Here is a 23527-nt window from a genome sequence, read left to right as displayed (position 1 = left end):
CAGCGGCGGGTCGTTTAGAACGTCAGCGTGCGTTTTCCGATTTCCTGTGTGTTCGAAAAATCCACCGATTTCTGGGTGGGTTCGAAAGTCTGGTCAAGCATCTTGCCCAAAGCCTTGGCTGCGACGTCAGCAAAGGGTTGGGCCAGCGGTGCGAGGGACTTGGTGATGTCGCCAGCGGTTTTGACGAGGTCGCCAACGATAGGCAGAGCTGCGAGTGCGCCAATGGTCATGGTGATTTCTCCGACAGATAAGAAAGGCTGATTCCTCTCCAGAGACTGCGTGGTCAAGGCTTGTCACTCGGTTCCATGGCGCATGAAAAAGCCCGGCATTCGCCGGGCTCTTTTTTACTGCAAGCAGTGCTTAGGCAGTGAAGGTCTTGCCTTCGAACTGCTCAGCCACGAACTTCCAGTTGACCAGGTTCCAGAACGCTTCCACATACTTTGGACGCACGTTGCGGTAGTCGATGTAGTAGGCATGTTCCCACACGTCGCAGGTCAGCAGCGGAGTGTCGCCGTTGGTCAGCGGGTTGCCGGCGCCGATGGTGCTGGCCAGTGCCAGGGAACCGTCAGCCTTTTTCACCAGCCAGCCCCAACCGGAACCGAAGGTGCCGACGGAGGTTTTGGTGAACTCTTCCTTGAACTTGTCGAACGAACCGAACGCGGCGTTGATGGCTTCAGCCAATGTGCCGGTTGGTTGGCCGCCGGCGTTTGGCGCCAGGCAGTTCCAGTAGAAAGTGTGGTTCCAGACCTGAGCGGCGTTGTTGAAGATGCCGCCCGAAGAGGATTTGACGATCTCTTCCAGGGTCTTGCCTTCGAACTCGGTGCCTGGCACCAGGTTGTTCAGGTTCACGACGTAGGTGTTGTGGTGCTTGTCGTGGTGATATTCCAAGGTTTCCTTGGAGATGTGCGGCTGCAGGGCATCGTGTGCGTAGGGCAGCGGCGGCAATTCGAAAGCCATGATGATTCTCCTAATCAGGTCAGTTGCGGTGAGCGCAAGGCCGATCACGGGCGGCCAAACAAGCGCCGGGGAGTTTGTACTCTTTGCGGCGCAGGGTCCGGATCATAGCACCGGGGGTGCGGCAAAACCACGCAACAACTGTGTGGGATAGAGGTTCCAGAGCGTTTTGGAATATTCCTCAGGCGGTGATCAGTTGATAGGCCACGCTGAACATCATCGCGGCCACCAACAGGTCGAGCAAACGCCACGTGGCCGGGCGTGCCAGCCAGGGGGCCAGCCACGCCGCGCCGAGTGCCAGGGTGGCGAACCACAGGAACGACGCGCTGGCGGCACCGGCCACGTAGGCGCCGGGCTCGGTCTGTTGGGCGCCGAGTGAGCCGATCAGCAACACGGTGTCCAGGTACACGTGCGGGTTGAGCAAGGTCACGGCCAGTGCGCTCAGCAGCACCGCGCGCAGTGAGCGCACCTTGAGATTGTCGCCTTGGTCCAGGCTTTGTTTCGAAAACGCCCGGCGCAGTGCGCAGGCGCCGTACCAGATCAGGAATGCCGCGCCGCCCCAACGTGCCACCGCCAGCAGCACCGGGCTTTGCGCCAGCACCGTCGCCAGGCCGAACACCCCAGCGGCCACCAGCAGGGCATCACACACCACGCATAGCGCGGCGACTGGCAGGTGATGTTCGCGGCGCAGGCTTTGCGCCAGCACAAAGGCATTCTGAGTGCCGATGGCCATGATCAGGCCCAGTGCCACCAGCAAACCATTCAGATAACTCTGCCACATAGCATTTACTCCGCGTCTGCTGCCAGTTGCCGCAACACCTGCAGGGCGCGCTCGGCATCGGCACGCCCGACGAACAGGTGGTCGTGGTAATAGCCGGCAATCACATTGCAACTGATGCCGGCCTGGCCCAGCGCACTGGCGAAAGCGGCGGTGAGGCCTACGGCTTCCAGGGCCGAATGCACGTTCAAGGTGATCCACGCGGCGACGTAGTCAAACGCCAGGCCGGCCTGTTCCGCTTGTTGACGTTCAACGATCAGGGTCAGGCCTTCCTGCTCGCGAAAGCTGCCGATCACCTCGCAGCCAGCCGGGATGCGGTTGTCGGGCACGGTGCAGAACACGTAGTCGCCGTCATTGAGCTGGGGGCTCATGCTGCGCAGCAGGGTTGCCAGGGCGGTTTCGCCAGCCATGGGAGGTTCCTTATAAAGAGAGAAGCGATGCTGGCTATTCTCAGGGTGCAGGCTGTATAAGAAAAACCAATATTGCTGATCGCTCATTAGAGAAACTGATGTTCGACTATAAATTGCTCTCTGCCCTGGCTGCAGTGGTGGAACAGGCCGGCTTCGAACGCGCCGCACAAGTGCTGGGACTGTCGCAATCGGCAATCTCCCAGCGCATCAAGTTGCTGGAGGCGCGCATTGGCCAGCCGGTATTGGTGCGGGCCACACCGCCGACGCCCACCGATATCGGCCGGCGCCTGCTCAACCATGTGCAACAGGTGCGCCTGCTGGAGCGTGACCTGCAAAGCCAGGTGCCAGCGCTGGATGCAGAGGGCATGCCCGAACGCCTGCGCATCGCGTTGAACGCTGACAGCCTCGCCACGTGGTGGGCCGAGGCCGTCAGTGGGTTTTGCGCTGAGCACCATCTGCTGCTGGACTTGGTCGTGGAAGACCAGACCGTTGGTCTCAAACGCATGCGCGCGGGTGAAGTAGCGGCTTGTATCTGCGCCAGCGAGCGTCCGGTGGCGGGCGCGCGCAGCCTGTTGCTGGGTGCCATGCGCTATCGGGCACTGGCCAGCCCGGCGTTTATCGCCCGGCACTTTCCCCAGGGCGTACGGGCGGATCAACTGGCGCGTACCCCGGCATTGGTGTTCGGGCCGGATGATTTCCTGCAGCACCGCTACCTGGCATCCCTCGGCGTGGACGGCGGTTTCGAGCATCATTTATGCCCATCGTCCGAAGGCTTCATCCGCTTGACGGAGGCGGGCCTGGGGTGGGGGCTGGTGCCGGAATTGCAGGTTCGCGACCAGCTGGAAAAGGGCATATTGGTCGAGTTATTGCCAGATAAGCCCATCGATGTGCCGTTGTACTGGCATCATTGGCGCAGTGGCGGGCAACTGTTGGGGTTGTTGACCAACCATCTGGCCCAGGCCTGTGGTCAATGGTTGGTGCCGTTGGAGTGATGGCGCGCGTCAAGGCAACAGCGATGAAAAACGAAAGAACATGGGGTAATACATGAAGATTCTGGTCACCGGCGCAAGCGGCTTCATTGGCGGACGCTTTGCGCGTTTCGCCCTGGAGCAGGGCCTGGACGTGCGGGTCAACGGGCGACGTGCCGAAGGTGTGGAGCACCTGGTCAGGCGCGGCGCCGAGTTTATCCAGGGTGATCTGAATGACGCCGACCTGGTACGCGACCTGTGCCGTGACGTTGAAGCCGTGGTGCATTGCGCTGGCGCCGTCGGCCTATGGGGCAAGTATCAGGATTTTCATCAAGGCAACGTGCTGGTCACCGAGAACGTCGTCGAAGCCTGCCTCAAGCAGCACGTCGGGCGTTTGGTGCATTTGTCATCGCCCTCCATCTACTTTGACGGCCGCGACCACCTGGGCCTGACCGAAGAGCAAGTGCCCAAGCGCTTCAAGCACCCTTATGCCGCCACCAAATACCTGGCCGAGCAAAAGGTGTTCGGTGCCCAGGAATTCGGCCTCGAAGTGATTGCCCTGCGCCCGCGATTCGTCACGGGCGCCGGCGACATGAGCATCTTCCCGCGCCTGTTGAACATGCAGCGCAAGAACCGCCTGGCCATCGTCGGCGACGGCCTGAACAAGGTCGACTTCACCAGCGTGCACAACCTCAACGAAGCCTTGCTCAGCAGTTTGCTCGCGCCGGGCTCGGCACTGGGCAGGGCCTACAACATCAGCAACGGTGCGCCGGTGCCGGTGTGGGATGTGGTGAACTACGTGATGCGTCAAATGGAAATGCCGCAGGTGACACGGTATCGGTCCTACGGTTTGTCCTACAGCGTGGCGGCGCTCAACGAGGCGTTTTGCGCGATGTGGCCCGGGCGTCCAGAGCCGTCACTGTCGCGCCTGGGCATGCAAGTGATGAACAAAGATTTCACCCTCGACATCAGCCGCGCCAGGCATTATCTGGACTACGAGCCCAAGGTCAGCCTGTGGACTGCCCTGGACGAGTTCTGCAGTTGGTGGAAAGCCCAGGATCCGGGGGGCAAGTAAGCACACAAGCGGCAACACTTCGGGAACCGAATCCGGCGTTCCGAGTCGATCAGTGCGCCGGGAACGCGGTTTATACTCCCGTCGCTCGCCACTTCACCGATTCAGGGTTGATACATGCGCAACGATGCTAAAGACGACTTCGACAACGTTCCCAGCCTGCGGGCCGATGTCGGGGATGACGATGATTTCGAACCGACCCCAGCCACCTCGGTGCGCTCGCGCAACACCAAGGTGGTCAAGGTCAAGAGCGCCAGCACCGGGCCATTGTGGGCCTTGATCGGCGCGCTGCTGATCGCGTTTGCGGGCCTGGCCTGGTGGAGCTTCCAGCAGATCTCCCTGATGGGCCAGCAGTTGGTGGCCACCCAGGAAAGCTTCGCGCGCATCAGTGAGGAAGCGGCGGGGCGCCTGCAGGACATTTCCGGCAAGGTGGTGGCCAGTGAGGCCAGCGTCAACAACGGCAGTGAAGCGCTGAAACTGCAGATCAAGCAGCTTGAAAATCAGTTGCTGGAGCAGGGCAAGCAGCAAGTCGGCGTGGCCGGGCAGGCCACCGAGTTGGATAAGCGCCTGGCGCAAATGACCGCCAGCACCACCGACCTGTCCAATGCCAACAGCAAGCTGCAGGGCCAGGTCCAGGCGTTGACCGACGCCGTGGCGACACTTAAAGCGTCGCAAGGTGATGTCGGCAAGCGTGATAGTGAAATCAAAGAGCTTTCCGCTGACGTGGCCGCCTTGAAGAAACAGGGCAACCCAAGTGCCGCCATTGCACGTATCGAGCAGGACCTTGTGGTGCTCAAGAGCGCCCAGGAGAACCAGCCGGCCAACAGCGATGCACCGACCAATAAAGAGTTCGACGTGTTCCGCATCCAGACCACGCGCAACATCACCACGTTGCAAAGCCAGGTGCAGAACCTGAACCAGCAACTTAACGCGCCGGCGAAGATCACCCCTCTCGGCCAATAAGGCGGCGATGGAAATGTCACCATTTGGTGACATTTCCCATCCCCTTCGTTACTTGCCGCCACCTCGCCCTTGTTTAGACTCCGGTCATCCCACAAAAAACAATAAGGGCTACCCATGACCATGCAACCGCTGCCTGCCAGCAGTTGGCTGAACGCGCCTGCCCATCACGCCTGGCTCGCGGCCGAAGGTCAGCGCCTGCTGGCGTTTGCCAAGGCGTCCCGACTGGCCGACGGCTTTGGCAACCTGGACGACAAAGGCCAGTTACCGGCCGATGCCCACGCCGAAACCATGAACACTGCCCGCATGACTCACAGCTTTGCCATGGCTCACGCCTTGGGCTTGCCGGGGTATGCCGAGCTGGTTGCACATGGCGTTGCAGCCCTCAGTGGCCCGCTGCGTGACAGTGAACACGGTGGCTGGTTCGCCACGGCCTACGCCCTTGATGGCAACCGTGGCAAGGCCGCTTACCTGCACGCGTTTGTTGCCCTGGCCGCCAGCTCGGCGGTAGTGGCCGGTGCGCCGGGTGCACACACCCTTCTGACCGACGCCATCCATATCATCGACCAGTTTTTCTGGAGCGAGGAGGAAGGCGTGATGCTCGAATCGTTCGCTCAGGACTGGAGCGGCATCGAAGCCTATCGCGGCGCCAACAGCAACATGCACGCCACCGAAGCCTTCCTCGCGCTGGCCGATGTGACCGGCGATACACGCTGGCTGGATCGGGCGTTGCGCATTGTCGAGCGCGTGATCCACACCCACGCCGCCGGCAACCAGTTCATGGTGATCGAACATTTCGACACGCACTGGCAACCCTTGCTCGGTTACAACGAAGACAACCCCGCCGACGGCTTTCGCCCCTACGGCATCACCCCCGGCCACGGTTTTGAGTGGGCGCGGCTGGTGCTGCACCTGGAAGCCGCGCGCCTACAAGCCGGGCTCGCCACGCCCGAGTGGCTGGTGACCGATGCCAAGGGCCTGTTCGCCAGCGCCTGCGAATACGCCTGGTCCGTGGATGGCGCCCCCGGCATTGTCTACACCCTCGACTGGAACCAGCGCCCGGTGGTGCGTGAACGTCTGCATTGGACCCACGCTGAAGCCAGCGCCGCTGCCCAGGCCCTGCTCAAACGTACGGGCGAGTTGCATTACGAAACCTGGTACCGGCGTTTCTGGGAGTTTTGCGAAACCCACTTCATCGACCGTGTCCACGGCAGTTGGCACCACGAACTCAGTCCACACAACCAACCCAGCAGCAACATCTGGGGGGGCAAGCCGGACCTGTACCATGCCTGGCAAGCGGTATTGCTGCCTGCGCTGCCGCTGGCGCCAAGCATGGCCAGTGCCATCGGGGCTGGGCGCTATGTCACCAGATGGTGACATTTGTGCATCCCTTTGTTACCTGCGCCTGAAAAATCCATGTTTAAACTCCGTGCAGCGCAAGCCTAAGACTTGCATGCATAACAACAAGAAAAGGTACTCAGATGAACGCGATTAATCGCCTCGCCGTTGCTATTTCCATTGCCTCGTTGTTTCCTCTCTCTGCATTTGCCGCCGACTCGAAAGGTACGGTTGAAGTTGTGCATTGGTGGACCTCGGGCGGTGAGAAGGCGGCCGTAGATGTCCTGAAGGCCCAGGTTGAGAAAGATGGCTTCGTCTGGAAAGACGGCGCCGTCGCAGGTGGCGGTGGCGCCACCGCCATGACCGTGCTGAAAAGCCGCGCGGTCGCCGGTAACCCGCCAGGTGTTGCCCAGATCAAAGGCCCCGACATTCAGGAATGGGCGTCCACTGGCCTGCTCGACACCGACGTGCTCAAAGACGTCGCCAAAGAAGAGAAGTGGGACTCCCTGCTCGACAAGAAAGTCTCCGATACCGTGAAGTACGACGGTGACTACGTCGCCGTACCGGTCAACATCCACCGCGTGAACTGGCTGTGGATCAACCCGGAAGTCTTCAAGAAAGCCGGTATCACCAAGAACCCGACCACCCTCGAAGAATTCTACGCAGCCGGCGACAAGCTGAAAGCCGCGGGCTTCATTCCGCTCGCCCACGGTGGTCAGCCTTGGCAGGACAGCACCGTGTTCGAAGCGGTCGTTCTGTCTGTGATGGGTGCCGATGGCTACAAGAAAGCTCTGGTTGATCTGGATAACGCTGCGCTGACCGGTCCGGAAATGGTCAAGTCGCTGACCGAACTGAAGAAAGTCGCGACCTACATGGACGTCGACGGTAAAGGTCAGGACTGGAACCTCGAAGCGGGCAAGGTCATCAACGGCAAGGCCGGCATGCAGATCATGGGTGACTGGGCCAAGTCCGAATGGACCGCCGCCAAGAAAGTCGCCGGCAAGGACTACGAGTGCGTAGCCTTCCCAGGCACCGACAAAGCCTTCACCTACAACATCGACTCCCTGGCGGTGTTCAAGCAGAAAGACAAAGGCACCGCTGCTGGTCAGCAGGACATTGCCAAAGTCGTATTGGGTGAAAACTTCCAGAAAGTGTTCAGCATCAACAAGGGTTCGATCCCTGTTCGCAACGACATGCTGAACAAAATGGATTCCTACGGCTTCGACTCCTGCGCCCAGACCGCTGCCAAGGACTTCCTGGCAGACGCCAAGACCGGCGGCCTGCAGCCAAGCATGGCGCACAACATGGCCACTACCCTGGCGGTGCAAGGTGCGTTCTTTGATGTCGTGACCAACTACATCAACGACCCGAAAGCCGACCCGGCCGACACCGCCAAGAAACTTGGCGCTGCGATCAAGTCAGCCAAGTAACACAACCCATCTGTAGGAGCGAGCTTGCTCGCGAAAAACTCAAGATCACCGCGTTCATCCTGTATGCACGCGTTATCGTTGAAGTCCTTCGCGAGCAAGCTCGCTCCTACAGGGGACGGTTCATCTGCTAGTCCTTTTTCCCTGTACTGGATTTTCCCATGAGTTCTGTTGCTGTGTTCAGCAAAGCCTCGCCGTTCGATGCACTGCAGCGCTGGCTACCCAAACTGGTGCTGGCGCCCAGCATGTTCATCGTGTTGGTGGGCTTCTACGGCTACATCCTGTGGACGTTTGTACTCTCGTTCACCAATTCCACGTTCCTGCCAAGCTACAAATGGGCGGGCCTTGCGCAATACGCGCGGTTGTTCGACAACGACCGCTGGTGGGTAGCGAGCAAGAACCTGGCCGTGTTTGGCGGGATGTTCATCGGCATCACGCTGGTTATCGGCGTGACCCTGGCGATCTTCCTCGACCAGAAAATCCGTCGCGAAGGCTTTATCCGCACCATTTACCTGTACCCGATGGCGCTCTCGATGATCGTCACCGGTACGGCCTGGAAATGGCTGCTCAACCCAGGCATGGGCCTGGACAAACTCCTGCGTGACTGGGGCTGGGAAGGCTTTCGTCTCGACTGGCTGATCGACCCGGACCGCGTGGTCTACTGCCTGGTGATCGCCGCTGTCTGGCAAGCCTCCGGCTTCATCATGGCGATGTTCCTCGCTGGCCTGCGCGGTGTGGATCAATCCATCGTGCGCGCTGCACAGATCGACGGCGCGAGCCTGCCGCGCATTTACTGGAGCGTGGTGCTGCCAAGCCTGCGTCCGGTGTTCTTCAGTGCGGTGATGATCCTGGCGCACATTGCGATCAAGAGCTTCGACCTGGTGGCGGCGATGACGGCTGGCGGCCCCGGCTACTCGTCCGACCTGCCGGCGATGTTCATGTACTCGTTCACCTTCAGCCGTGGCCAGATGGGCATGGGTTCGGCCAGTGCCATTCTGATGCTCGGTGCGATCCTCGCGATCATCGTGCCTTACCTCTACTCCGAGCTGAGGACCAAACGTAATGACTAGTCTCGCCTCCAAATCGCCTATCAGCCTGAGTCGCATCGCGATCTACGCGGTGTTGATCCTTGCCGTGCTGCTGTACCTGGTGCCGCTGGTGGTGATGCTGCTCACCAGCTTCAAGACCCCGGAAGATATCAGCTCCGGCAACCTGCTGAGCTGGCCGACCGTGGTTACCGGCATTGGCTGGGTCAAGGCCTGGGCCACTGTGGACGGCTACTTCTGGAACTCGATCAAGATCACCGTTCCAGCCGTACTGATCTCCACCGCCATCGGTGCATTGAACGGTTATGTGCTGTCGTTCTGGCGCTTCAAAGGCTCGCAGCTGTTCTTCGGCCTGCTGTTGTTCGGCTGCTTCCTGCCGTTCCAGACCGTGCTGCTGCCGGCGTCGTTCACCCTCGGCAAAATGGGTCTGGCCAGCACCACCACCGGCCTGGTGTTTGTGCACGTGGTCTACGGCCTGGCGTTCACCACGCTGTTCTTCCGTAACTACTACGTGAGCATTCCGGATGCGCTGATCAAGGCCGCGCGTTTGGACGGTGCAGGTTTCTTCACCATCTTCCGTCAGATCATTCTGCCGATGTCGACCCCGATCATCATGGTCTGCCTGATCTGGCAGTTCACCCAGATCTGGAACGACTTCCTGTTCGGCGTGGTGTTCTCCAGCGGCGACTCTCAGCCCATCACGGTGGCGCTGAACAACCTGGTCAACACCAGTACCGGGGCCAAGGAATATAACGTGGATATGGCGGCGGCGATGATCGCCGGGCTGCCGACCCTGCTGGTCTATGTGATCGCAGGCAAGTATTTCGTGCGCGGCCTCACGGCCGGCGCGGTCAAGGGGTAATCATGGCTACGCTTGAACTTCGCAATGTAAACAAGACCTATGGCGCCGGCCTGCCCGACACCTTGAAGAACATCGAACTGTCGATCAAGGAAGGCGAATTCCTGATCCTGGTCGGCCCTTCGGGGTGCGGCAAATCCACGCTGATGAACTGCATCGCCGGGCTTGAGACCATCACTGGCGGCGCGATCATGATCGGCGACCAGGACGTGAGTGGCATGAGCCCCAAGGACCGTGACATCGCCATGGTGTTCCAGTCCTACGCGCTGTACCCGACCATGAGCGTGCGCGAGAACATCGAGTTCGGCCTCAAGATTCGCAAGATGCCCCAGGCCGATATCGACGCCGAAGTGGCGCGCGTGGCCAAGCTGCTGCAGATCGAACACCTGCTCAACCGCAAGCCTGGCCAACTCTCCGGCGGCCAGCAACAGCGCGTGGCCATGGGCCGTGCCCTGGCGCGTCGGCCGAAGATCTACCTGTTCGACGAACCGCTGTCCAACCTCGACGCCAAGCTGCGTGTCGAGATGCGTACCGAAATGAAGCTGATGCACCAGCGTCTCAAGACCACCACGGTCTACGTGACCCACGACCAGATCGAAGCGATGACCCTGGGTGACAAGGTCGCGGTGATGAAGGACGGCATCATCCAGCAGTTCGGCACGCCGAAAGAGATCTACAACAACCCGGCCAACCAGTTCGTGGCGAGCTTCATTGGTTCGCCACCGATGAACTTCGTGCCGCTGCGCCTGCAACGCAAGGACGGTCGCCTGGTGGCCCTGCTCGACAGCGGCCAGGCCCGTTGCGAACTGGCGCTGAACACGACCGATGCCGGCCTTGAAGACCGTGACGTGATCCTGGGCTTGCGTCCGGAGCAGATCATGTTGGCGTCGGGCGAGGGCGACAGTGCGTCGAGCATCCGTGCCGAGGTGCAGGTCACCGAGCCGACCGGCCCGGACACCCTGGTGTTCGTGCAACTGAATGACACCAAGGTCTGCTGCCGCCTGGCGCCTGATGTGGCACCGCAGGTGGGCGAGACCCTGACCCTGCAATTCGATCCTTCCAAGGTACTGCTGTTCGACGCCAACACCGGCGAGCGACTGGGCACTGCTTCTTCATTGCCCGCACAGGGGCATGCCGACAATGTGGCCCAATTCAAAGGCCGTTGAAGCAGATAACTTGTTGTTTTAGATAAAAAAAGTAAACCGCGTTAGATAAAAACAGTTTAATAACAATAAAGACGAGGATGTAGGGATGAAAAAGCAACACAACAACACTCGGCTGATCTGCCAACTGTCAGCTGCAGCAGCCCTGGTATTGTCCGCCAATGCGATGGCAGACGATGCATTCAGCTCCAGTTCCAAGTGGATGACGGGCGATTGGGGTGGCGAGCGTACCAAGCTGATCGAGCAAGGTATCGACATCAAGGCTGACTACGTTGGGGAGATGGGCTACAACGCCAAAGGTGGTTACAACGACGACAAGACCGGTCGCTACTCTGACCAGTTCGGTCTCGGTGTGGCACTTGATCTGCAAAAGCTGTGGGGCTGGGATAACACCCAGGCCAAGATCCAGTTGACCAACCGTAATGGCCAAAACATCTCCAACGACCGTATTGGCGACCCGCGTGCCGGCACGCTGAGCTCGTCCATGGAAGTCTACGGTCGTGGCCACATGGTGCGTCTGACCCAGTTTTGGATCCAGCACCAGATGTTCGACAACAAGTTGGACGTAAAACTCGGTTACTTCGGCGAAGGCGAAGACTTCAACACCTTCCCGTGCGACTTCCAGAACCTGTCGTTCTGCGGCTCGCAAGTGGGTAACTATGTAAACACTTGGTACAACTGGCCAGTCAGCCAGGCCGCGATCCGCGTGAAGTACAACATCACGCCTGAGCTGTATGCGCAAATCGGTGCGTACAACCAGAACCCATCGCAACTGGAGCACGGCAACGGCTTCAAACTCAGCGGCAGTGGCACCAAGGGCACCGTGATTCCGGTGGAATTGGTTTGGTCGCCGAAGGTCAACAACCTGCCTGGCGAATACCGTGTGGGTTACTACAAGAGCGCGGCTGATGCTCCGGATGTGCGTGAAGACGTCAACGGTGGCAATGCGGTCCTCACGGGTGAAAGCTTCCGTACCCGCAGCAGCAAGAAAGGCTACTGGTTCGTTGCCCAACAGCAACTCACCACGCATAACGGCGACGCTTCCCGCGGCCTGAACATCGCGGCCAACGCCACCTTCCACGACAAGGAAACCAACCTGGTCGACAATTACCAGTCGATCATGCTGGTGTACAAAGGCCCATTCGACGCGCGTCCAAAAGACGACATCGGTATTGGCGTGGCTCGCCTGCACGTGAATGATGACGTAAAGAAAAACTCTGAACTGCTCAACGCCGCCAATGGCGTGAGCGACTATGACAACCCGCTGTACACGCCGATTCGCGAGACCGAGTACAACGTCGAACTCAACTACGGCATCAAGGTGACCAACTGGCTGACCGTGCGTCCTAACCTGCAATACGTCGTCCAGCCTGGCGGCGTGGACAAAGTCGACAACGCGTTGGTGGCCGGCCTGAAAATCCAGTCTACGTTCTAACGCTGTTGCGATAAGCTCCTCCTCTCTGTGCGCATTTTGCGGGTAGCCATGGCTACCCGCTTTTTTTGGGCGGCACCGTGAAGACATTCAGGACTGTGGCACATGCATGAGCAACCGCTGCAACGCTTTTTCAAATCCCTGCGCGAGCGCCCGGTGTTCGCCTGGGAGCGCTTCCAGATGCGTGACGTGTTGGTGATCGACCATCCGCTGTGCCAAGCGGTGTTCAGTCGCCAGGGCGCGCAATTGCTGCACTTTCAGCCTACCGGTCAGAAGCCTTGGTTGTGGTGTGCGGCCAAGTGGCCGCAAGTCGGCGCCATCCGTGGTGGCGTTCCGGTGTGCTGGCCGTGGTATGGCCGTCACCCGAGCGAAAATGCCTGGCCTTCCCATGGCTGGGCGAGGCTGATCGACTGGAAACTGCTCGACAGCAGCACCGACGACGACGGCGTACGCCTGCACTGGCAATTGCAGTTGTGCGACTGGCAAGTCGACCTGCACGCGCATCTGGGCGAAACCCTGGAACTGCGCCTGAGCACCGAGCATCAGGACGAACTGCCGTGCCAACTGAGTCACGCGTTGCATGCTTACTGGCGTATTGGTCACGTCGATGAGGTAGCGCTGTCTGGGCTTGAGGGCGCGCAGGGTTACGACCAGCTCAATCGCCAGGTTTGCCAGCAGGAAGGCGAGCTACGCGTGGAGGGCGGGTGCCAACGGGTGTTCCAGCACGAAGGCGAATTACAGCTCAAGGATCACGCCTGGCAGCGTGAATTGTGCATTGATACGGGCGACAGCGCCGACACGGTGGTGTGGCACCCAGGCAGCCGGCCACTGTTGGGCGTGAGCTTCAATGAGGCGTCGGGGTTTGTGTGCGTGGAGTCGGCGATGGCCGGGGCGAGCCTGGCGCCGGGGGAGCGGGCGCATTTGAGTTTGCAGGCCAGGGCTGGGGTTTAGTGGTGTGGCTGCAGGCCTCATCGGGGGCAAGCCCCCTCCCACGTTGTTAGCGCATTCCCCTGTGGGAGGGGGCTTGCCCCTGATAAGGCTAATACGGCCAACACAAAGGCCGGCTTAGTTGAACTCATCCCCCACCGGATACCGGCTGTCATTCAAGCTCTCTTTGATCTTGCGCAAATGCGGCTGGAAATCCACCCCGCGACGCAACGTCATGCCGGTTGCCAGCACGTCCAGCACCGTCAGTTGGATAATTCGCGAGGTCATCGGCATGTAGATGTCGGTGTCTTCCGGCAACGGGATGTTCAGACTCACGGTACTGGCCTTGGCCAGTGGCGAGTTCTCGGCGGTCACGCCCAGCACCGACGCACCGTTTTCCCGCGCAATACGCGCCACTTCCACCAGTTCACGGGTACGCCCGGTGTAGGAAATGATCACGAACAGCTCGCCCGTGTGTGCCACTGAGGCGATCATGCGCTGCATCAGTACGTCGGCGTGGGCCGTCACCGCCAGGTTGAAGCGGAAAAACTTGTGCAACGCATCCATGGCTACCGGGGCCGAAGCACCGAGGCCAAAGAAGTGAATCTGGCGGGCCTGGATCAACAGGTCCACGGCTTTGCTGATCAGGGCAGGGTCCAGGGCCTGGCAGGCGCTGTCGAGCGAGGCAATGGCGCTGCCAAAGATCTTCTGGGTGTAGGCCTCAGGGTTATCATCGGCCTCCACCGCGCGGCTGACGTACGCGGCACCACTGGCCAGGCTTTGCGCCAGCTGCAATTTCAGTTCAGGGTAACCGCTGACACCGAACGAACGGCAGAAACGGTTGACCGTCGGTTCACTGACCGAGGCGGCCTGGGCCAGGGCGGCGATAGAGAAGCGGGTCGCCTGCTGCGGGTTGAGCAGGATGACCTCGGCGACTTTTTTCTCGGCCTTGTTCAATTCTTCGAGGCGGTTCCGGATCTGTTCCAGAAGATTTCGCACGCGGTCCATTCAGTCTTTCCTTCGGGCGACGATGCAAATAAAAGGTGGCAACCAATCGATGAGTGGTCTTTTGCGGTGGCCTATCCTACTGAGGGTAGCTGAACACCACCACTCGGAATGCGTATTTCGGGAAAATGTTGTGGTTATTACTACATTTTTCCTTGAGTGATGCCTTGAAAAAAGGTATTTGTAGCTTAACTTGATAAAAGAACAAACATCATGCCTTCGATAACCGTAGAACCCTGCACCTTTGCCCTGTTTGGCGCCTTGGGTGATCTGGCGCTGCGCAAGTTATTTCCTGCCCTCTATCAACTCGATGGCGCCGCGCTCCTGCACGACGATACGCGCATCCTGGCCCTGGCCCGTGAAGCCGGTTCCGAGCAACAGCACCTGGCGCACATTGAAAAAGAATTGCGTAAATACGTCGGCAAGGAACTGGACGAAACCATCGCCCAGCGTTTCCTGGCGCGCCTGACTTATGTTCACGTCGACTTCATGAAAGCCGATGACTACGTGGCCCTGGCGGAAATCGCCGGCACCGAACAACGCTTGATCGCCTACTTTGCCACCCCGGCGGCGGTGTACGGCGCGATTTGCGAGAACCTGTCCAAGGTCGGCCTGGCGGAAAACACCCGCGTGGTGCTGGAAAAGCCCATCGGTTCGGACCTGGAGTCCTCGCGCAAGGTCAACGACGCCGTGGCGCAGTTCTTCCCGGAGAACCGCACCTACCGCATCGACCACTACCTGGGCAAAGAGACCGTCCAGAACCTGATCGCCCTGCGTTTCGCCAACAGCCTGTTCGAAACCCAGTGGAACCAGAACTACATCTCCCACGTGGAAATCACCGTGGCCGAGCAGGTCGGTATCGAAGGCCGTTGGGGCTATTTCGACAAGGCCGGCCAACTGCGCGACATGATCCAGAACCACTTGCTGCAGTTGCTGTGCCTGATCGCCATGGACCCGCCGGCCGACCTGTCCGCCGACAGCATTCGCGACGAGAAGGTCAAGGTGCTCAAGGCCCTGGCGCCGATCAGCCCGGACGGTCTGACCACCCAAGTGGTGCGCGGCCAGTACATCGCTGGCTACAGCGCCGGCAAGCCTGTGCCGGGGTACCTGGAGGAAGAGAATTCCAACACCCAGAGCGACACTGAGACCTTCGTCGCCCTGCGTGCCGATATCCGCAACTGGCGTTGGGCCGGAGTGCCGTTCTACCTGCGCACCGGCAAGCGCATGCCGCAGAAGTTGTCGCAGATCGTCATTCACTTCAAGGAACCGTCCCACTACATCTTCGCTCCCGAGCAGCGCCTGCAGATCAGCAACAAACTGATCATCCGCCTGCAGCCGGACGAAGGTATTTCCTTGCGCGTGATGACCAAGGAGCAGGGCCTGGACAAGGGCATGCAACTGCGCAGCGGGCCACTGCAACTGAATTTTTCCGACACCTACCGCAGCGCCCGGATCCCGGATGCCTACGAGCGGTTGTTGTTGGAAGTGATGCGCGGCAATCAGAACCTGTTTGTTCGCAAAGATGAAATCGAAGCCGCGTGGAAGTGGTGTGACCAGTTGATCGCCGGGTGGAAGAAATCCGGTGATGCGCCCAAGCCGTACGCGGCGGGTTCCTGGGGGCCGATGAGCTCGATTGCACTGATCACGCGGGATGGGAGGTCGTGGTATGGCGATATCTGATTTGAAACTGCCCCAGGGCGTAACCCCCCATGAGTACCGCACCCCGGTGCTGTTGGCGGAAGGGCTGGCCAATGACGTGGCCGAGCAGTTGCGCACGGCCATCAGTGCCCGTGGCGAAGCGACCCTGGTAGTGTCCGGTGGCCGTAGCCCCGTGGCGTTTTTCCAGCACTTGGCCAAGCAGGGCCTGGACTGGTCCAAGGTCACCATCACCCTGGCCGACGAGCGTTGGGTGCCGGTGGAACACGCCGACAGCAATGCGGGCCTGTTGAAGCAGCACCTGCTGCAAGGCCCGGCGGCCAAGGCCAAGTTCCTGAGCCTTTACAGCGCTGCCGCCAACCTCGAAGACGCTGCCGAGCAGGCCGATCGCCTGCTGGCCGAATTACCAGCCATTGATGTGCTGGTCCTGGGCATGGGCGATGACGGTCATACCGCGTCGCTGTTCCCCAATAGCCCGAACCTGAGCGAAGCACTGGAGGCCGACGGTACCCGCCGTTGCTGGCCGATGCTGGCGCCGACCGTGCCGCACCAGCGCCTGACCATGAGTCGCGCGTTGCTGGCCACGGCGAAGTACACCGTGCTGTCGATTTCCGGCAGTTCGAAATTGACCACCTTGAGCGCCGCGCTGGCCAGTGACGACGTTGCTGCCATGCCGATTCGCGCGTTTCTGCAACCTACATTAGAGATTTACTGGTGCCCATGAGCCAAGGATCAGCCGCTATGAAAAGCCCTCAACCGACCGTGTCCATGGCGGATAAAGTTGCCTTGATCGACAGCCTCTGCGCCAAGGCGCGGATCCTGCCGGTGATCACCATTGCTCGCGAACAGGACATCCTGCCGCTGGCCGATGCCCTGGCAGCCGGTGGTTTGACCGCATTGGAAGTGACCCTGCGTTCCGAGTTCGGCCTCAAGGCCATTCAGGTCCTGCGCGAGCAACGCCCTGAACTGTGCACCGGTGCCGGCACCGTGCTCGACCGCCACATGCTTGAAGCCGCCGAAGTGGCCGGTTCGCAGTTCATCGTCACCCCAGGCATCACCCGCGACCTGCTGGAAGCCTCGGTGCACAGCCCGATCCCGCTGCTGCCCGGCATCAGCAATGCCTCGGGCATCATGGAAGGCTATGGCCTGGGCTACCGCCGCTTCAAGCTGTTCCCGGCCGAAGTCAGCGGCGGCGTGGCTGCAATCAAGGCCCTGGGTGGCCCGTTCGGCGAAGTGAAGTTCTGCCCGACCGGCGGCGTGGGCCCGGCCAACATCAAAAACTACATGGCGTTGAAAAACGTGATGTGCGTGGGCGGTAGCTGGATGCTCGACCCTGAGTGGGTCAAGAACGGCGACTGGGCACGCATCCAGGAAGTCACCGCTGAGGCGCTGGCGCTGCTGGATTGATCTGATTTACCGAATCGTTGTTGCTGTGCTTAACGGCATTTTTGCGGTGCACTTGGTCGGTGTACCGCTTTTTTTTGCCTGTAGAAAACCTCAAGAACACCGATGTTCAAATGTGGGAGCTGGCTTGCCTGCGATGGCGGTGTCTCAGTGCCAGATAGGTTGCTGACCCACCGCCATCGCAGGCAAGCCAGCTCCCACATGTTTAATCTGCGTTCAGTTTGGTAATCGCGTTCACCAACACGCTGATATCCGCAACTGAAGTCACCAACCCTGGTGTCACCCGAATGCACGTCCCAAACGCCGCACCCACGCGCGTGGTAGTAAACAAGTCAAAGTCCCTGAGCAACCGATCCACCATCACCTGCTGGTCCCTTCCGACAAATTTGAACGCCGTAATCCCGCAATACAGCCTGGGATCATCCGGCGTCAGCACTTCAATCCCCGGCAAAGCCCGCACCTGTTTCACCCACAAATCCCGCAGGTAATTAACCCGCGCACCCTTGGCCGCCGAGCCACCCAATTCCCGGTGCTCTTCAAACACCAATGGCAGTGTCATCAGCGCCGGGAAATTCGGCGTGCTGTAGGGCGTACGTGCGCGAACGTCGGTGGCGGGGTAGTGGAACTCGCCCATGTCCGGATCAATGTCTGCCAGACGCTCTGGGGCGATGTACAGAAAGCCCAACGTCAGCGGGGCGCCAATCCATTTGTGCAGGTTGAAACCGGCAAACTGGATCCCCAATTCGGCCAGGTTGAATTCGATCTGGCCCAGGGCATGGGCGCCGTCGAGGATCACATCGATGCCCTGCTCGCGCGCAGCCTGGGCAATCGCGGCCACCGGCATGACCAGCCCGGTGCGGTGGGTCACGTGGGTCAGTGCCATCAGTTTCAAGCGCGGGTACTGCACGAATGCATTGCGATACGTCTGCACCAGGCTGTCGAAACTCGCCGGGTGCGTGTGGGACAGTTCGATGACTTCCACGCCGCGATAGCCCGCCAGCCAGCGCATGGCGCCTTTAACGGTGTCGTACTCCAGGTCGCTGATCAGCACCTGATCGCCCGGTTGCAGGCGGTTGTAGTTGCGGATCAGCGATTGCAGGGCTTCGGTGGCATTGCGGGTGAAGGCCACTGCGGCGGGGTCGGCGTCGATCAGCCCGGCCAGTTGGCAGCGGATCGCGTCGTTTTCGCCACGCTCGAATTGCTGGCGCACATGCAACGAGTTGCTACGGTTGATAAACGCAACGTGTTCCAGGTACTGCGCCTGTACTGCTTGGCTCATGCGGCCGAAGTAACCGTTTTCCAGGTTGATAGGGCCGGGCTCCAGCGCGTAACGCTGGGCGATGGTGTACCAGTGAAGTTCGTTGTCTGCATTCCGTGGCATGGGCTGGGCTCTTAATGACGAGGGGCGGGTTTGCCGTGTTTTGCGCGCAGCGGTTCTAACAATTCAGACAAGCCGTTGCTGTCGATTTCCTGCATCAGGGCCAGCAGACCACCCAGCTCGCCATGGGGGAAACCTTCGCGGGCAAACCAGTTCAGGTAGGGGCCGGGCAGGTCGGCGATGATCCGTCCCTTGTATTTGCCGAAGGGCATTTCGCGGGTGATCAGCAGTTCGAGTTTTTCGGGATTCATGAAGGCTCAGGTGTTTGTATCGAGAGCTTGGAAAATACAGGCATTCTGCATGAAGGCCAAATGACAGATCATGCAAATAACGTACATACAGATGGTTCAATTTATCGTAACTTATTGAAATATAAGATTAATTATGTTTTTGAAAACCTGGCACGGGCGCTGCAACTACTAAGACAACCTTCTAACCCGTACAAGGAATTGAAAAATGACTGACATCAATAAAGAATCGATCTCCGTACTGAACGACCTGATCGAGACCAGCATCGACGGCCAAAAGGGTTTCAAGGAGTGCGCTGAAGACATCAAGCACCCAGAACTCAAAGCCCTGTTTGCCAAGCGTTCCGCTGACTGCGCCACCGCCGCCGCTGAACTGAAAACCGCCGTACGTGCCTTGGGCGGTGATCCTGAAGATTCCGGCAGCGTTGCGGGTGCCCTGCACCGTGGTTGGGTCGACGTCAAGTCGATGCTCACCGGCAAGGATGAAGAGGCTGTGCTGAACGAAGCCGAGCGTGGTGAAGACCATGCCCTGAAGGCTTATAAAGACGCGCTCGAGAAGATCAACAAGCACAACCTGCTGGGCATTCGTGATCTGGTTGAGCGTCAGTATCACGGCGTACAACGCAACCACGACCAGGTGAAAGCCCTGCGTAACCAGGCTCGCGCTCAGTCTTGAGGCGTAGCTGAATAGGAAAAGCCCCGCTGATGCGGGGCTTTTTTATGCGCAAGGATCAGCCAATGCTGATCGGCGGCAATTCGGTCAAGGTCACGACTTGCTGCTTACGCGGCGCAAGAATCTCCGCCTCACCGTCCACCACCAACTCATCACGCTGGTTGAACACACGGGTGGCGATGCGCACGCGGAATTTCGGCAGCTTTTCGAGGATTTCCAGGCGCACGGTCAAGGTGTCGCCGATCTTTACCGGCTTCTGGAAGCTCATCTGCTGGCCGATGTAGATGGTGCCCGGCCCAGGCAACTCGCAGGCAACGGCCGCGCTGATCAAGGCGCCGCTGAACATGCCATGGGCGATACGCTCCTTGAACATGGTCGCCTTGGCGTACTCGGCGTCCAGGTGCACCGGGTTGTGGTCACCGGACATCGCGGCGAACAGCTGGATATCGCGCTCTTCCACCAATTTGCTGTAGCTGGCGGTCTGGCCGACTTCGAGGGCTTCGTACGGGGTGTTGGTTACCTGGGTCATCTAAAGGTGCATCCTGTGGCTAATCGGTAATTTAATTGACTGATTTTAAACGAAAAATTATTCGCAGCGGGTCGGCCTGCGTAATGTCAGCGCCTGGTCGAGCCACGCCAGCACATCCGCTGTGACAGCGTCGCGGTTGGTTTCGTTGAACACTTCATGACGCGCCTGCGGGTAGACAGCCAGTTGCAGGTGCTGGCAGCCGGCGTCGCGCAACGCGTCGGCCAGACTGTTGAGACGCTTGCCCTCACTCACCGGATCACATTCGCCGCCCATCACCAGGATCGGCAGGCCCGGATCTATCTGCGCGAGATTGGACGCTTTGCTGATCTGCTGCAAGCCGCCTAGCAGGTCGATCCAGAGCTGGTTGGTACAGCGGAACCCGCACAGTGGGTCGTTGATGTACTTGTCCACCTCATCCGGGTCACGGCTGAGCCAATCGAAGGCGGTGCGATTGGGTTTGAACGCTTTATTGAACGAGCCAAACGACAGGAATTCGATCAGCGCACTACGCCCGCGCAACCCCTGGCGCAGGCGCTCGAACCGCGCGATCACCCGTGCGGCGCGGTACAGCGCCACCGGCTGGAAGTTCGAGCCACTGAGAATCGCCCCATGCAGGCTGGCGCTGTGGTGCAGCAGGTAGGCCTGGGCGATGTAACTGCCCATGCTGTGGCCCAGCAGAATGATCGGCAACCCCGGCTGTTGCTGGCCGATATGCTGGTTGAGGCTGGCCAGGTCGCCCACCACCTTGTTCCAGCCGTCCTTCTCGGCGTACAGGCCCAAGGTGCCTTCATCGGCGGTACGGCCGTGTCCGCGCTGGTCCAGCGCATACAGGCCGTAGCCGGCGCCGCACAGGGCCTCGGCCAGGCGTGCATAGCGCCCACTGTGTTCGGCCATGCCATGGGACAGCATTACCACGGCCTTCGCCGGGCCGTCGGGCATCCATTGATTGACGTACAGGCGGCTGCGGTCATTCGCGGCCAGCCAGAAGGTGCTGTGGTTCATGGCGCTTCCTTTGCTCAGGGTCGTTGCAGTGTATAGCTCATCTATTGAAGGGCAGCGTATCTGTCTATGCATCCTAGGCATCAGGGGCAAGATTCATACAATCAATGACACGATTTAGCGTATTTGCCTGTTTGGTCATAGCTGCTAACGTCCCCAAAGCTCCGCTTTTTATAGCGTTAGGAAAGCGGCCGGACACACTCAGGTAAGAGGACAAGAATAATGCAACCTGATTTCTGGAATGACAAACGCGCGGCGGGCGTTCCCAATGATATCGACCTGTCTGCCTACAAGTCGGTGATCGAGGTCTTCGAGCGCTCCTGCAAGGCTTTTGCCGACCGTCCGGCATTCAGCAACATGGGCATCACCCTGACTTACGCCGAGCTTGAGCGCCAGAGTGCGGCGTTCGCCGGCTATCTGCAACAGCACACCGACCTCAAGCCGGGCGACCGCATTGCGGTGCAGATGCCCAACGTGCTGCATTACCCGATTGCCGTGTTCGGCGCCTTGCGCGCCGGGCTGATCGTGGTCAACACCAACCCGCTGTATACCCCGCGTGAGATGCGTCACCAGTTCAAGGACGCCGGCGTACGTGCGCTGGTCTACCTCAACCTGTTCGGCTCGCGGGTGCAGGAGGTGTGCAGCGACACCGAGATCGACTACCTGATCGAAGCCAAGATGGGCGACTTCATGCCCGCCGCCAAAGGCTGGCTGGTCAACACCCTGGTCGACAAGGTCAAAAAGATGGTGCCAGCCTACAGCCTGCCGCGCGCGGTGTCGTTCAAGCGCGCACTGCGCATGGGCGCGGGCCTGGGCGTGACGCGCCACCCGGTGACCCTGGACGATATCGCCGTGCTGCAATACACCGGCGGCACCACCGGCCTGGCCAAGGGCGCGATGCTCACCCACGGCAACCTGGTGGCAAACATGCAACAGGTGCGCGCCTGTATGTCCCAGACCGGTGAGGACGGCCACCCGTTGATCAAGGAAGGGCAGGAGGTGATGATCGCGCCGCTGCCGCTGTATCACATCTATGCCTTCACGGCGAATTGCATGTGCATGATGGTCTCGGGCAACCACAACGTGCTGATCACCAACCCGCGGGACATCGGCGGCTTTATCAAGGAGCTGAAAAAGTGGCGCTTCACCGGGCTGCTGGGGCTCAACACGCTGTTCGTGGCGTTGATGGACCATCCTGACTTCAAGTCCCTCGACTTCTCCCACCTCAAGCTCACCAACTCCGGCGGCACTGCACTGATCAAGGCCACTGCCGAGCGCTGGCAGCAGATCACCGGTTGCGCCATCGGCGAAGGCTACGGCCTCACGGAAACCTCTCCGGTGGCCAGCACCAACCCCTACGGCAATAAATCCCGCCTGGGCACCGTGGGCATCCCGGTGCCGGCCACGGCGATGAAAGTGATCGATGATCAGGGCGTCGAGTTGCCCTTGGGCGAACGTGGCGAGCTGTGCATCAAGGGCCCACAGGTGATGAAGGGCTACTGGCAGCAACCGGCTGCTACCGCTGAAGCGCTGGACGCCGAAGGCTGGCTCAAGACCGGTGACATTGCGGTGATCGACGAAGATGGCTTTGTGCGCATCGTCGACCGCAAGAAAGACCTGATCATCGTCTCGGGTTTCAACGTGTACCCCAACGAAATCGAAGACGTGGTGATGGCTCACCCGGCCGTGGCCAACTGTGCGGTGATCGGCGTGCCGGACGAGCGCACGGGGGAGGCGGTGAAGCTGTTTGTGGTGGCACGTGCCGAAGGGGTGAGCCTTGAGGAGCTGAAGGCTTATTGCAAGACCAACTTCACCGGGTACAAGGTGCCCAAGCACATTGTGTTGCGGGAGTCGTTGCCGATGACGCCGGTGGGCAAGATTTTGCGGCGTGAGCTTCGCGACATCGCCTGATGTGAAATGCGGTCAAGAATGTGGGAGGGGGCTTGCCCCCGATAGCGGAGAGTCAGTCACCAGATGTATCGACTGGGGCACTGCAATCGGGGGCAAGCCCCCTCCCATATTTGTTTTAGGTTGGCCTGAAGAGCTTGTTCCAGAGCCTTTTATGGAGGTATTTCAGCTATATTTAAACCGTGACCAAATATTGTAGGACAGTCGCGTTTATGACCGTGGGGCCCATCTTTGGCTCTAGGCGACCTTTGGCAAAGCTGCTACTCTCGGCGCGCTTTGTGACGTCTCGGCCTGCTTGAAAGCGCCAGATTCACCTAAAAAAACATACACCAATAATAATCGCATCAAATGCGATGATGAATTCGCGTCGCTGACGTCGCTGAGGAGTGGGCT

General features: G+C 59.9%; 24 protein-coding genes. 15 read left to right on the top strand and 9 right to left on the bottom strand.

The window, feature by feature from the left end:
- Positions 1–14: 14 nt before the first annotated feature.
- The 4 genes from WH299_RS01135 to WH299_RS01120 all read right to left on the bottom strand — a co-directional run bounded on the left by WH299_RS01135 (position 15) and on the right by WH299_RS01120 (position 2142).
- Positions 15–230 carry a hypothetical protein gene (locus tag WH299_RS01135; protein ID WP_028617708.1) on the bottom strand — a complete coding sequence of 72 codons (216 nt, stop codon included), beginning with the start codon at positions 228–230 and terminating at the stop codon, positions 15–17.
- 130 nt (positions 231–360) lie between these two features.
- Positions 361–957 (bottom strand): superoxide dismutase, encoded by a 597-nt coding sequence (locus WH299_RS01130; RefSeq protein WP_339549408.1) that lies wholly within the window; start codon positions 955–957, stop codon positions 361–363.
- A 178-nt stretch (positions 958–1135) separates the two neighbouring features.
- Complete coding sequence (locus WH299_RS01125; protein WP_028617707.1) at positions 1136–1735, bottom strand: LysE/ArgO family amino acid transporter; 600 nt, start codon at positions 1733–1735, stop codon at positions 1136–1138.
- A gap of 5 nt (positions 1736–1740) precedes the next feature.
- Positions 1741–2142 (bottom strand): ACT domain-containing protein, encoded by a 402-nt coding sequence (locus tag WH299_RS01120; protein WP_016975404.1) that lies wholly within the window; start codon positions 2140–2142, stop codon positions 1741–1743.
- Between the two features lie 98 nt (positions 2143–2240).
- Here WH299_RS01120 and WH299_RS01115 point away from each other — a divergent pair, with 98 nt between their 5' ends.
- The 10 genes from WH299_RS01115 (at position 2241) to WH299_RS01070 (ending at position 13358) form a co-directional block, all read left to right on the top strand.
- On the top strand, positions 2241–3134 hold the full coding sequence (locus tag WH299_RS01115; RefSeq protein ID WP_339549406.1) for a LysR family transcriptional regulator ArgP: 894 nt from the start codon (positions 2241–2243) through the stop codon (positions 3132–3134).
- Positions 3135–3186: 52 nt separating this feature from the next.
- Positions 3187–4185 carry an NAD-dependent epimerase/dehydratase family protein gene (locus WH299_RS01110; protein WP_122728521.1) on the top strand — a complete coding sequence of 333 codons (999 nt, stop codon included), beginning with the start codon at positions 3187–3189 and terminating at the stop codon, positions 4183–4185.
- A 114-nt stretch (positions 4186–4299) separates the two neighbouring features.
- On the top strand, positions 4300–5145 hold the full coding sequence (locus WH299_RS01105) for an ATPase (RefSeq protein WP_122728519.1): 846 nt from the start codon (positions 4300–4302) through the stop codon (positions 5143–5145).
- A 114-nt stretch (positions 5146–5259) separates the two neighbouring features.
- Positions 5260–6519 carry a D-mannose isomerase gene (locus tag WH299_RS01100; protein ID WP_126570675.1) on the top strand — a complete coding sequence of 420 codons (1260 nt, stop codon included), beginning with the start codon at positions 5260–5262 and terminating at the stop codon, positions 6517–6519.
- 104 nt (positions 6520–6623) lie between these two features.
- Positions 6624–7910, top strand: a complete 1287-nt coding sequence (locus tag WH299_RS01095; RefSeq protein WP_028617702.1) for an ABC transporter substrate-binding protein — start codon at positions 6624–6626, stop codon at positions 7908–7910.
- Positions 7911–8068: 158 nt separating this feature from the next.
- On the top strand, positions 8069–8977 hold the full coding sequence (locus WH299_RS01090) for a carbohydrate ABC transporter permease (protein ID WP_028617701.1): 909 nt from the start codon (positions 8069–8071) through the stop codon (positions 8975–8977).
- Positions 8970–9815: a carbohydrate ABC transporter permease gene (locus WH299_RS01085; protein WP_016975397.1), complete on the top strand. Its 846-nt coding sequence runs from the start codon at positions 8970–8972 to the stop codon at positions 9813–9815. Before WH299_RS01090 ends, WH299_RS01085 begins: the two co-directional genes overlap by 8 nt.
- A gap of 2 nt (positions 9816–9817) precedes the next feature.
- Positions 9818–10978 (top strand): ABC transporter ATP-binding protein, encoded by a 1161-nt coding sequence (locus WH299_RS01080; protein ID WP_016975396.1) that lies wholly within the window; start codon positions 9818–9820, stop codon positions 10976–10978.
- Positions 10979–11063: 85 nt separating this feature from the next.
- Entirely contained in the window at positions 11064–12410 is a 1347-nt protein-coding gene (locus WH299_RS01075; protein ID WP_339549405.1) for a carbohydrate porin, read from the top strand.
- A 102-nt stretch (positions 12411–12512) separates the two neighbouring features.
- The gene (locus tag WH299_RS01070) at positions 12513–13358 is read left to right on the top strand and encodes a D-hexose-6-phosphate mutarotase (protein ID WP_028617698.1); all 846 of its coding nucleotides are present in this window, start codon (positions 12513–12515) and stop codon (positions 13356–13358) included.
- Between the two features lie 114 nt (positions 13359–13472).
- On the opposite strand, the gene WH299_RS01065 is transcribed toward WH299_RS01070, so the two are convergent.
- Positions 13473–14333: a MurR/RpiR family transcriptional regulator gene (locus tag WH299_RS01065; RefSeq protein ID WP_170039859.1), complete on the bottom strand. Its 861-nt coding sequence runs from the start codon at positions 14331–14333 to the stop codon at positions 13473–13475.
- Between the two features lie 219 nt (positions 14334–14552).
- Between WH299_RS01065 and zwf the strand changes: the two genes are divergently transcribed.
- From zwf to WH299_RS01050, 3 genes are read left to right on the top strand one after another with little or no spacing between them, the layout of a single operon-like run.
- Positions 14553–16019: a glucose-6-phosphate dehydrogenase gene (gene zwf / locus WH299_RS01060; RefSeq protein ID WP_025858439.1), complete on the top strand. Its 1467-nt coding sequence runs from the start codon at positions 14553–14555 to the stop codon at positions 16017–16019.
- A complete protein-coding gene (pgl, locus tag WH299_RS01055) occupies positions 16006–16719 on the top strand; it encodes a 6-phosphogluconolactonase (protein WP_126570674.1) in 714 nt (237 codons plus the stop codon). Before zwf ends, pgl begins: the two co-directional genes overlap by 14 nt.
- A 17-nt stretch (positions 16720–16736) precedes the next feature.
- Entirely contained in the window at positions 16737–17402 is a 666-nt protein-coding gene (locus WH299_RS01050; protein WP_025858441.1) for a bifunctional 4-hydroxy-2-oxoglutarate aldolase/2-dehydro-3-deoxy-phosphogluconate aldolase, read from the top strand.
- Positions 17403–17604: 202 nt separating this feature from the next.
- On the opposite strand, the gene WH299_RS01045 is transcribed toward WH299_RS01050, so the two are convergent.
- Together WH299_RS01045 and WH299_RS01040 are read right to left on the bottom strand one after the other, a co-directional pair.
- A complete protein-coding gene (locus WH299_RS01045) occupies positions 17605–18780 on the bottom strand; it encodes an aminotransferase class V-fold PLP-dependent enzyme (protein WP_339549404.1) in 1176 nt (391 codons plus the stop codon).
- An 11-nt stretch (positions 18781–18791) separates the two neighbouring features.
- Positions 18792–19028: a DUF3820 family protein gene (locus WH299_RS01040; protein WP_010208204.1), complete on the bottom strand. Its 237-nt coding sequence runs from the start codon at positions 19026–19028 to the stop codon at positions 18792–18794.
- 205 nt (positions 19029–19233) lie between these two features.
- Here WH299_RS01040 and WH299_RS01035 point away from each other — a divergent pair, with 205 nt between their 5' ends.
- Positions 19234–19701, top strand: coding sequence for a ferritin-like domain-containing protein (locus WH299_RS01035; protein WP_126570672.1), 468 nt, complete (start codon positions 19234–19236; stop codon positions 19699–19701).
- A gap of 55 nt (positions 19702–19756) precedes the next feature.
- Here the strand turns inward: WH299_RS01035 and WH299_RS01030 are convergent, their stop codons facing one another.
- Both WH299_RS01030 and WH299_RS01025 read right to left on the bottom strand, forming a co-directional pair.
- On the bottom strand, positions 19757–20227 hold the full coding sequence (locus WH299_RS01030; protein ID WP_010208208.1) for a MaoC family dehydratase: 471 nt from the start codon (positions 20225–20227) through the stop codon (positions 19757–19759).
- Between the two features lie 57 nt (positions 20228–20284).
- Positions 20285–21229 (bottom strand): alpha/beta hydrolase, encoded by a 945-nt coding sequence (locus WH299_RS01025; protein WP_123474654.1) that lies wholly within the window; start codon positions 21227–21229, stop codon positions 20285–20287.
- Positions 21230–21448: 219 nt separating this feature from the next.
- Between WH299_RS01025 and fadD2 the strand changes: the two genes are divergently transcribed.
- Complete coding sequence (gene fadD2, locus WH299_RS01020; RefSeq protein WP_068932381.1) at positions 21449–23137, top strand: long-chain-fatty-acid--CoA ligase FadD2; 1689 nt, start codon at positions 21449–21451, stop codon at positions 23135–23137.
- The last annotated feature ends 390 nt before the right edge of the window (positions 23138–23527 follow it).

It is taken from the genome of Pseudomonas sp. MYb541 (genome assembly GCF_037479595.1).
Lineage (GTDB): Bacteria > Pseudomonadota > Gammaproteobacteria > Pseudomonadales > Pseudomonadaceae > Aquipseudomonas > Aquipseudomonas canadensis.
The sequence above is the reverse complement of the archived record's forward strand: the minus strand, read 5'-3'. Positions and strand labels throughout refer to the sequence as shown.

Bases quoted from the DNA above. Each gene is read 5' to 3' on its own strand.
- WH299_RS01100 (WP_126570675.1), top strand. From the start codon at position 5,260: ATGACCATGCAACCGCTGCCTGCCAGCAGTTGGCTGAACGCGCCTGCC.
- WH299_RS01090 (WP_028617701.1), top strand. From the start codon at position 8,069: ATGAGTTCTGTTGCTGTGTTCAGCAAAGCCTCGCCGTTCGATGCACTG.
- pgl (WP_126570674.1), top strand. From the start codon at position 16,006: ATGGCGATATCTGATTTGAAACTGCCCCAGGGCGTAACCCCCCATGAG.
- WH299_RS01105 (WP_122728519.1), top strand. From the start codon at position 4,300: ATGCGCAACGATGCTAAAGACGACTTCGACAACGTTCCCAGCCTGCGG.
- WH299_RS01025 (WP_123474654.1), bottom strand. From the start codon at position 21,229: ATGAACCACAGCACCTTCTGGCTGGCCGCGAATGACCGCAGCCGCCTG.
- WH299_RS01030 (WP_010208208.1), bottom strand. From the start codon at position 20,227: ATGACCCAGGTAACCAACACCCCGTACGAAGCCCTCGAAGTCGGCCAG.
- WH299_RS01045 (WP_339549404.1), bottom strand. From the start codon at position 18,780: ATGCCACGGAATGCAGACAACGAACTTCACTGGTACACCATCGCCCAG.
- zwf (WP_025858439.1), top strand. From the start codon at position 14,553: ATGCCTTCGATAACCGTAGAACCCTGCACCTTTGCCCTGTTTGGCGCC.
- WH299_RS01125 (WP_028617707.1), bottom strand. From the start codon at position 1,735: ATGTGGCAGAGTTATCTGAATGGTTTGCTGGTGGCACTGGGCCTGATC.
- WH299_RS01095 (WP_028617702.1), top strand. From the start codon at position 6,624: ATGAACGCGATTAATCGCCTCGCCGTTGCTATTTCCATTGCCTCGTTG.
- fadD2 (WP_068932381.1), top strand. From the start codon at position 21,449: ATGCAACCTGATTTCTGGAATGACAAACGCGCGGCGGGCGTTCCCAAT.
- WH299_RS01035 (WP_126570672.1), top strand. From the start codon at position 19,234: ATGACTGACATCAATAAAGAATCGATCTCCGTACTGAACGACCTGATC.
- WH299_RS01075 (WP_339549405.1), top strand. From the start codon at position 11,064: ATGAAAAAGCAACACAACAACACTCGGCTGATCTGCCAACTGTCAGCT.
- WH299_RS01050 (WP_025858441.1), top strand. From the start codon at position 16,737: ATGAAAAGCCCTCAACCGACCGTGTCCATGGCGGATAAAGTTGCCTTG.
- WH299_RS01120 (WP_016975404.1), bottom strand. From the start codon at position 2,142: ATGGCTGGCGAAACCGCCCTGGCAACCCTGCTGCGCAGCATGAGCCCC.
- WH299_RS01110 (WP_122728521.1), top strand. From the start codon at position 3,187: ATGAAGATTCTGGTCACCGGCGCAAGCGGCTTCATTGGCGGACGCTTT.
- WH299_RS01070 (WP_028617698.1), top strand. From the start codon at position 12,513: ATGCATGAGCAACCGCTGCAACGCTTTTTCAAATCCCTGCGCGAGCGC.
- WH299_RS01135 (WP_028617708.1), bottom strand. From the start codon at position 230: ATGACCATTGGCGCACTCGCAGCTCTGCCTATCGTTGGCGACCTCGTC.
- WH299_RS01130 (WP_339549408.1), bottom strand. From the start codon at position 957: ATGGCTTTCGAATTGCCGCCGCTGCCCTACGCACACGATGCCCTGCAG.
- WH299_RS01040 (WP_010208204.1), bottom strand. From the start codon at position 19,028: ATGAATCCCGAAAAACTCGAACTGCTGATCACCCGCGAAATGCCCTTC.
- WH299_RS01115 (WP_339549406.1), top strand. From the start codon at position 2,241: ATGTTCGACTATAAATTGCTCTCTGCCCTGGCTGCAGTGGTGGAACAG.
- WH299_RS01080 (WP_016975396.1), top strand. From the start codon at position 9,818: ATGGCTACGCTTGAACTTCGCAATGTAAACAAGACCTATGGCGCCGGC.
- WH299_RS01085 (WP_016975397.1), top strand. From the start codon at position 8,970: ATGACTAGTCTCGCCTCCAAATCGCCTATCAGCCTGAGTCGCATCGCG.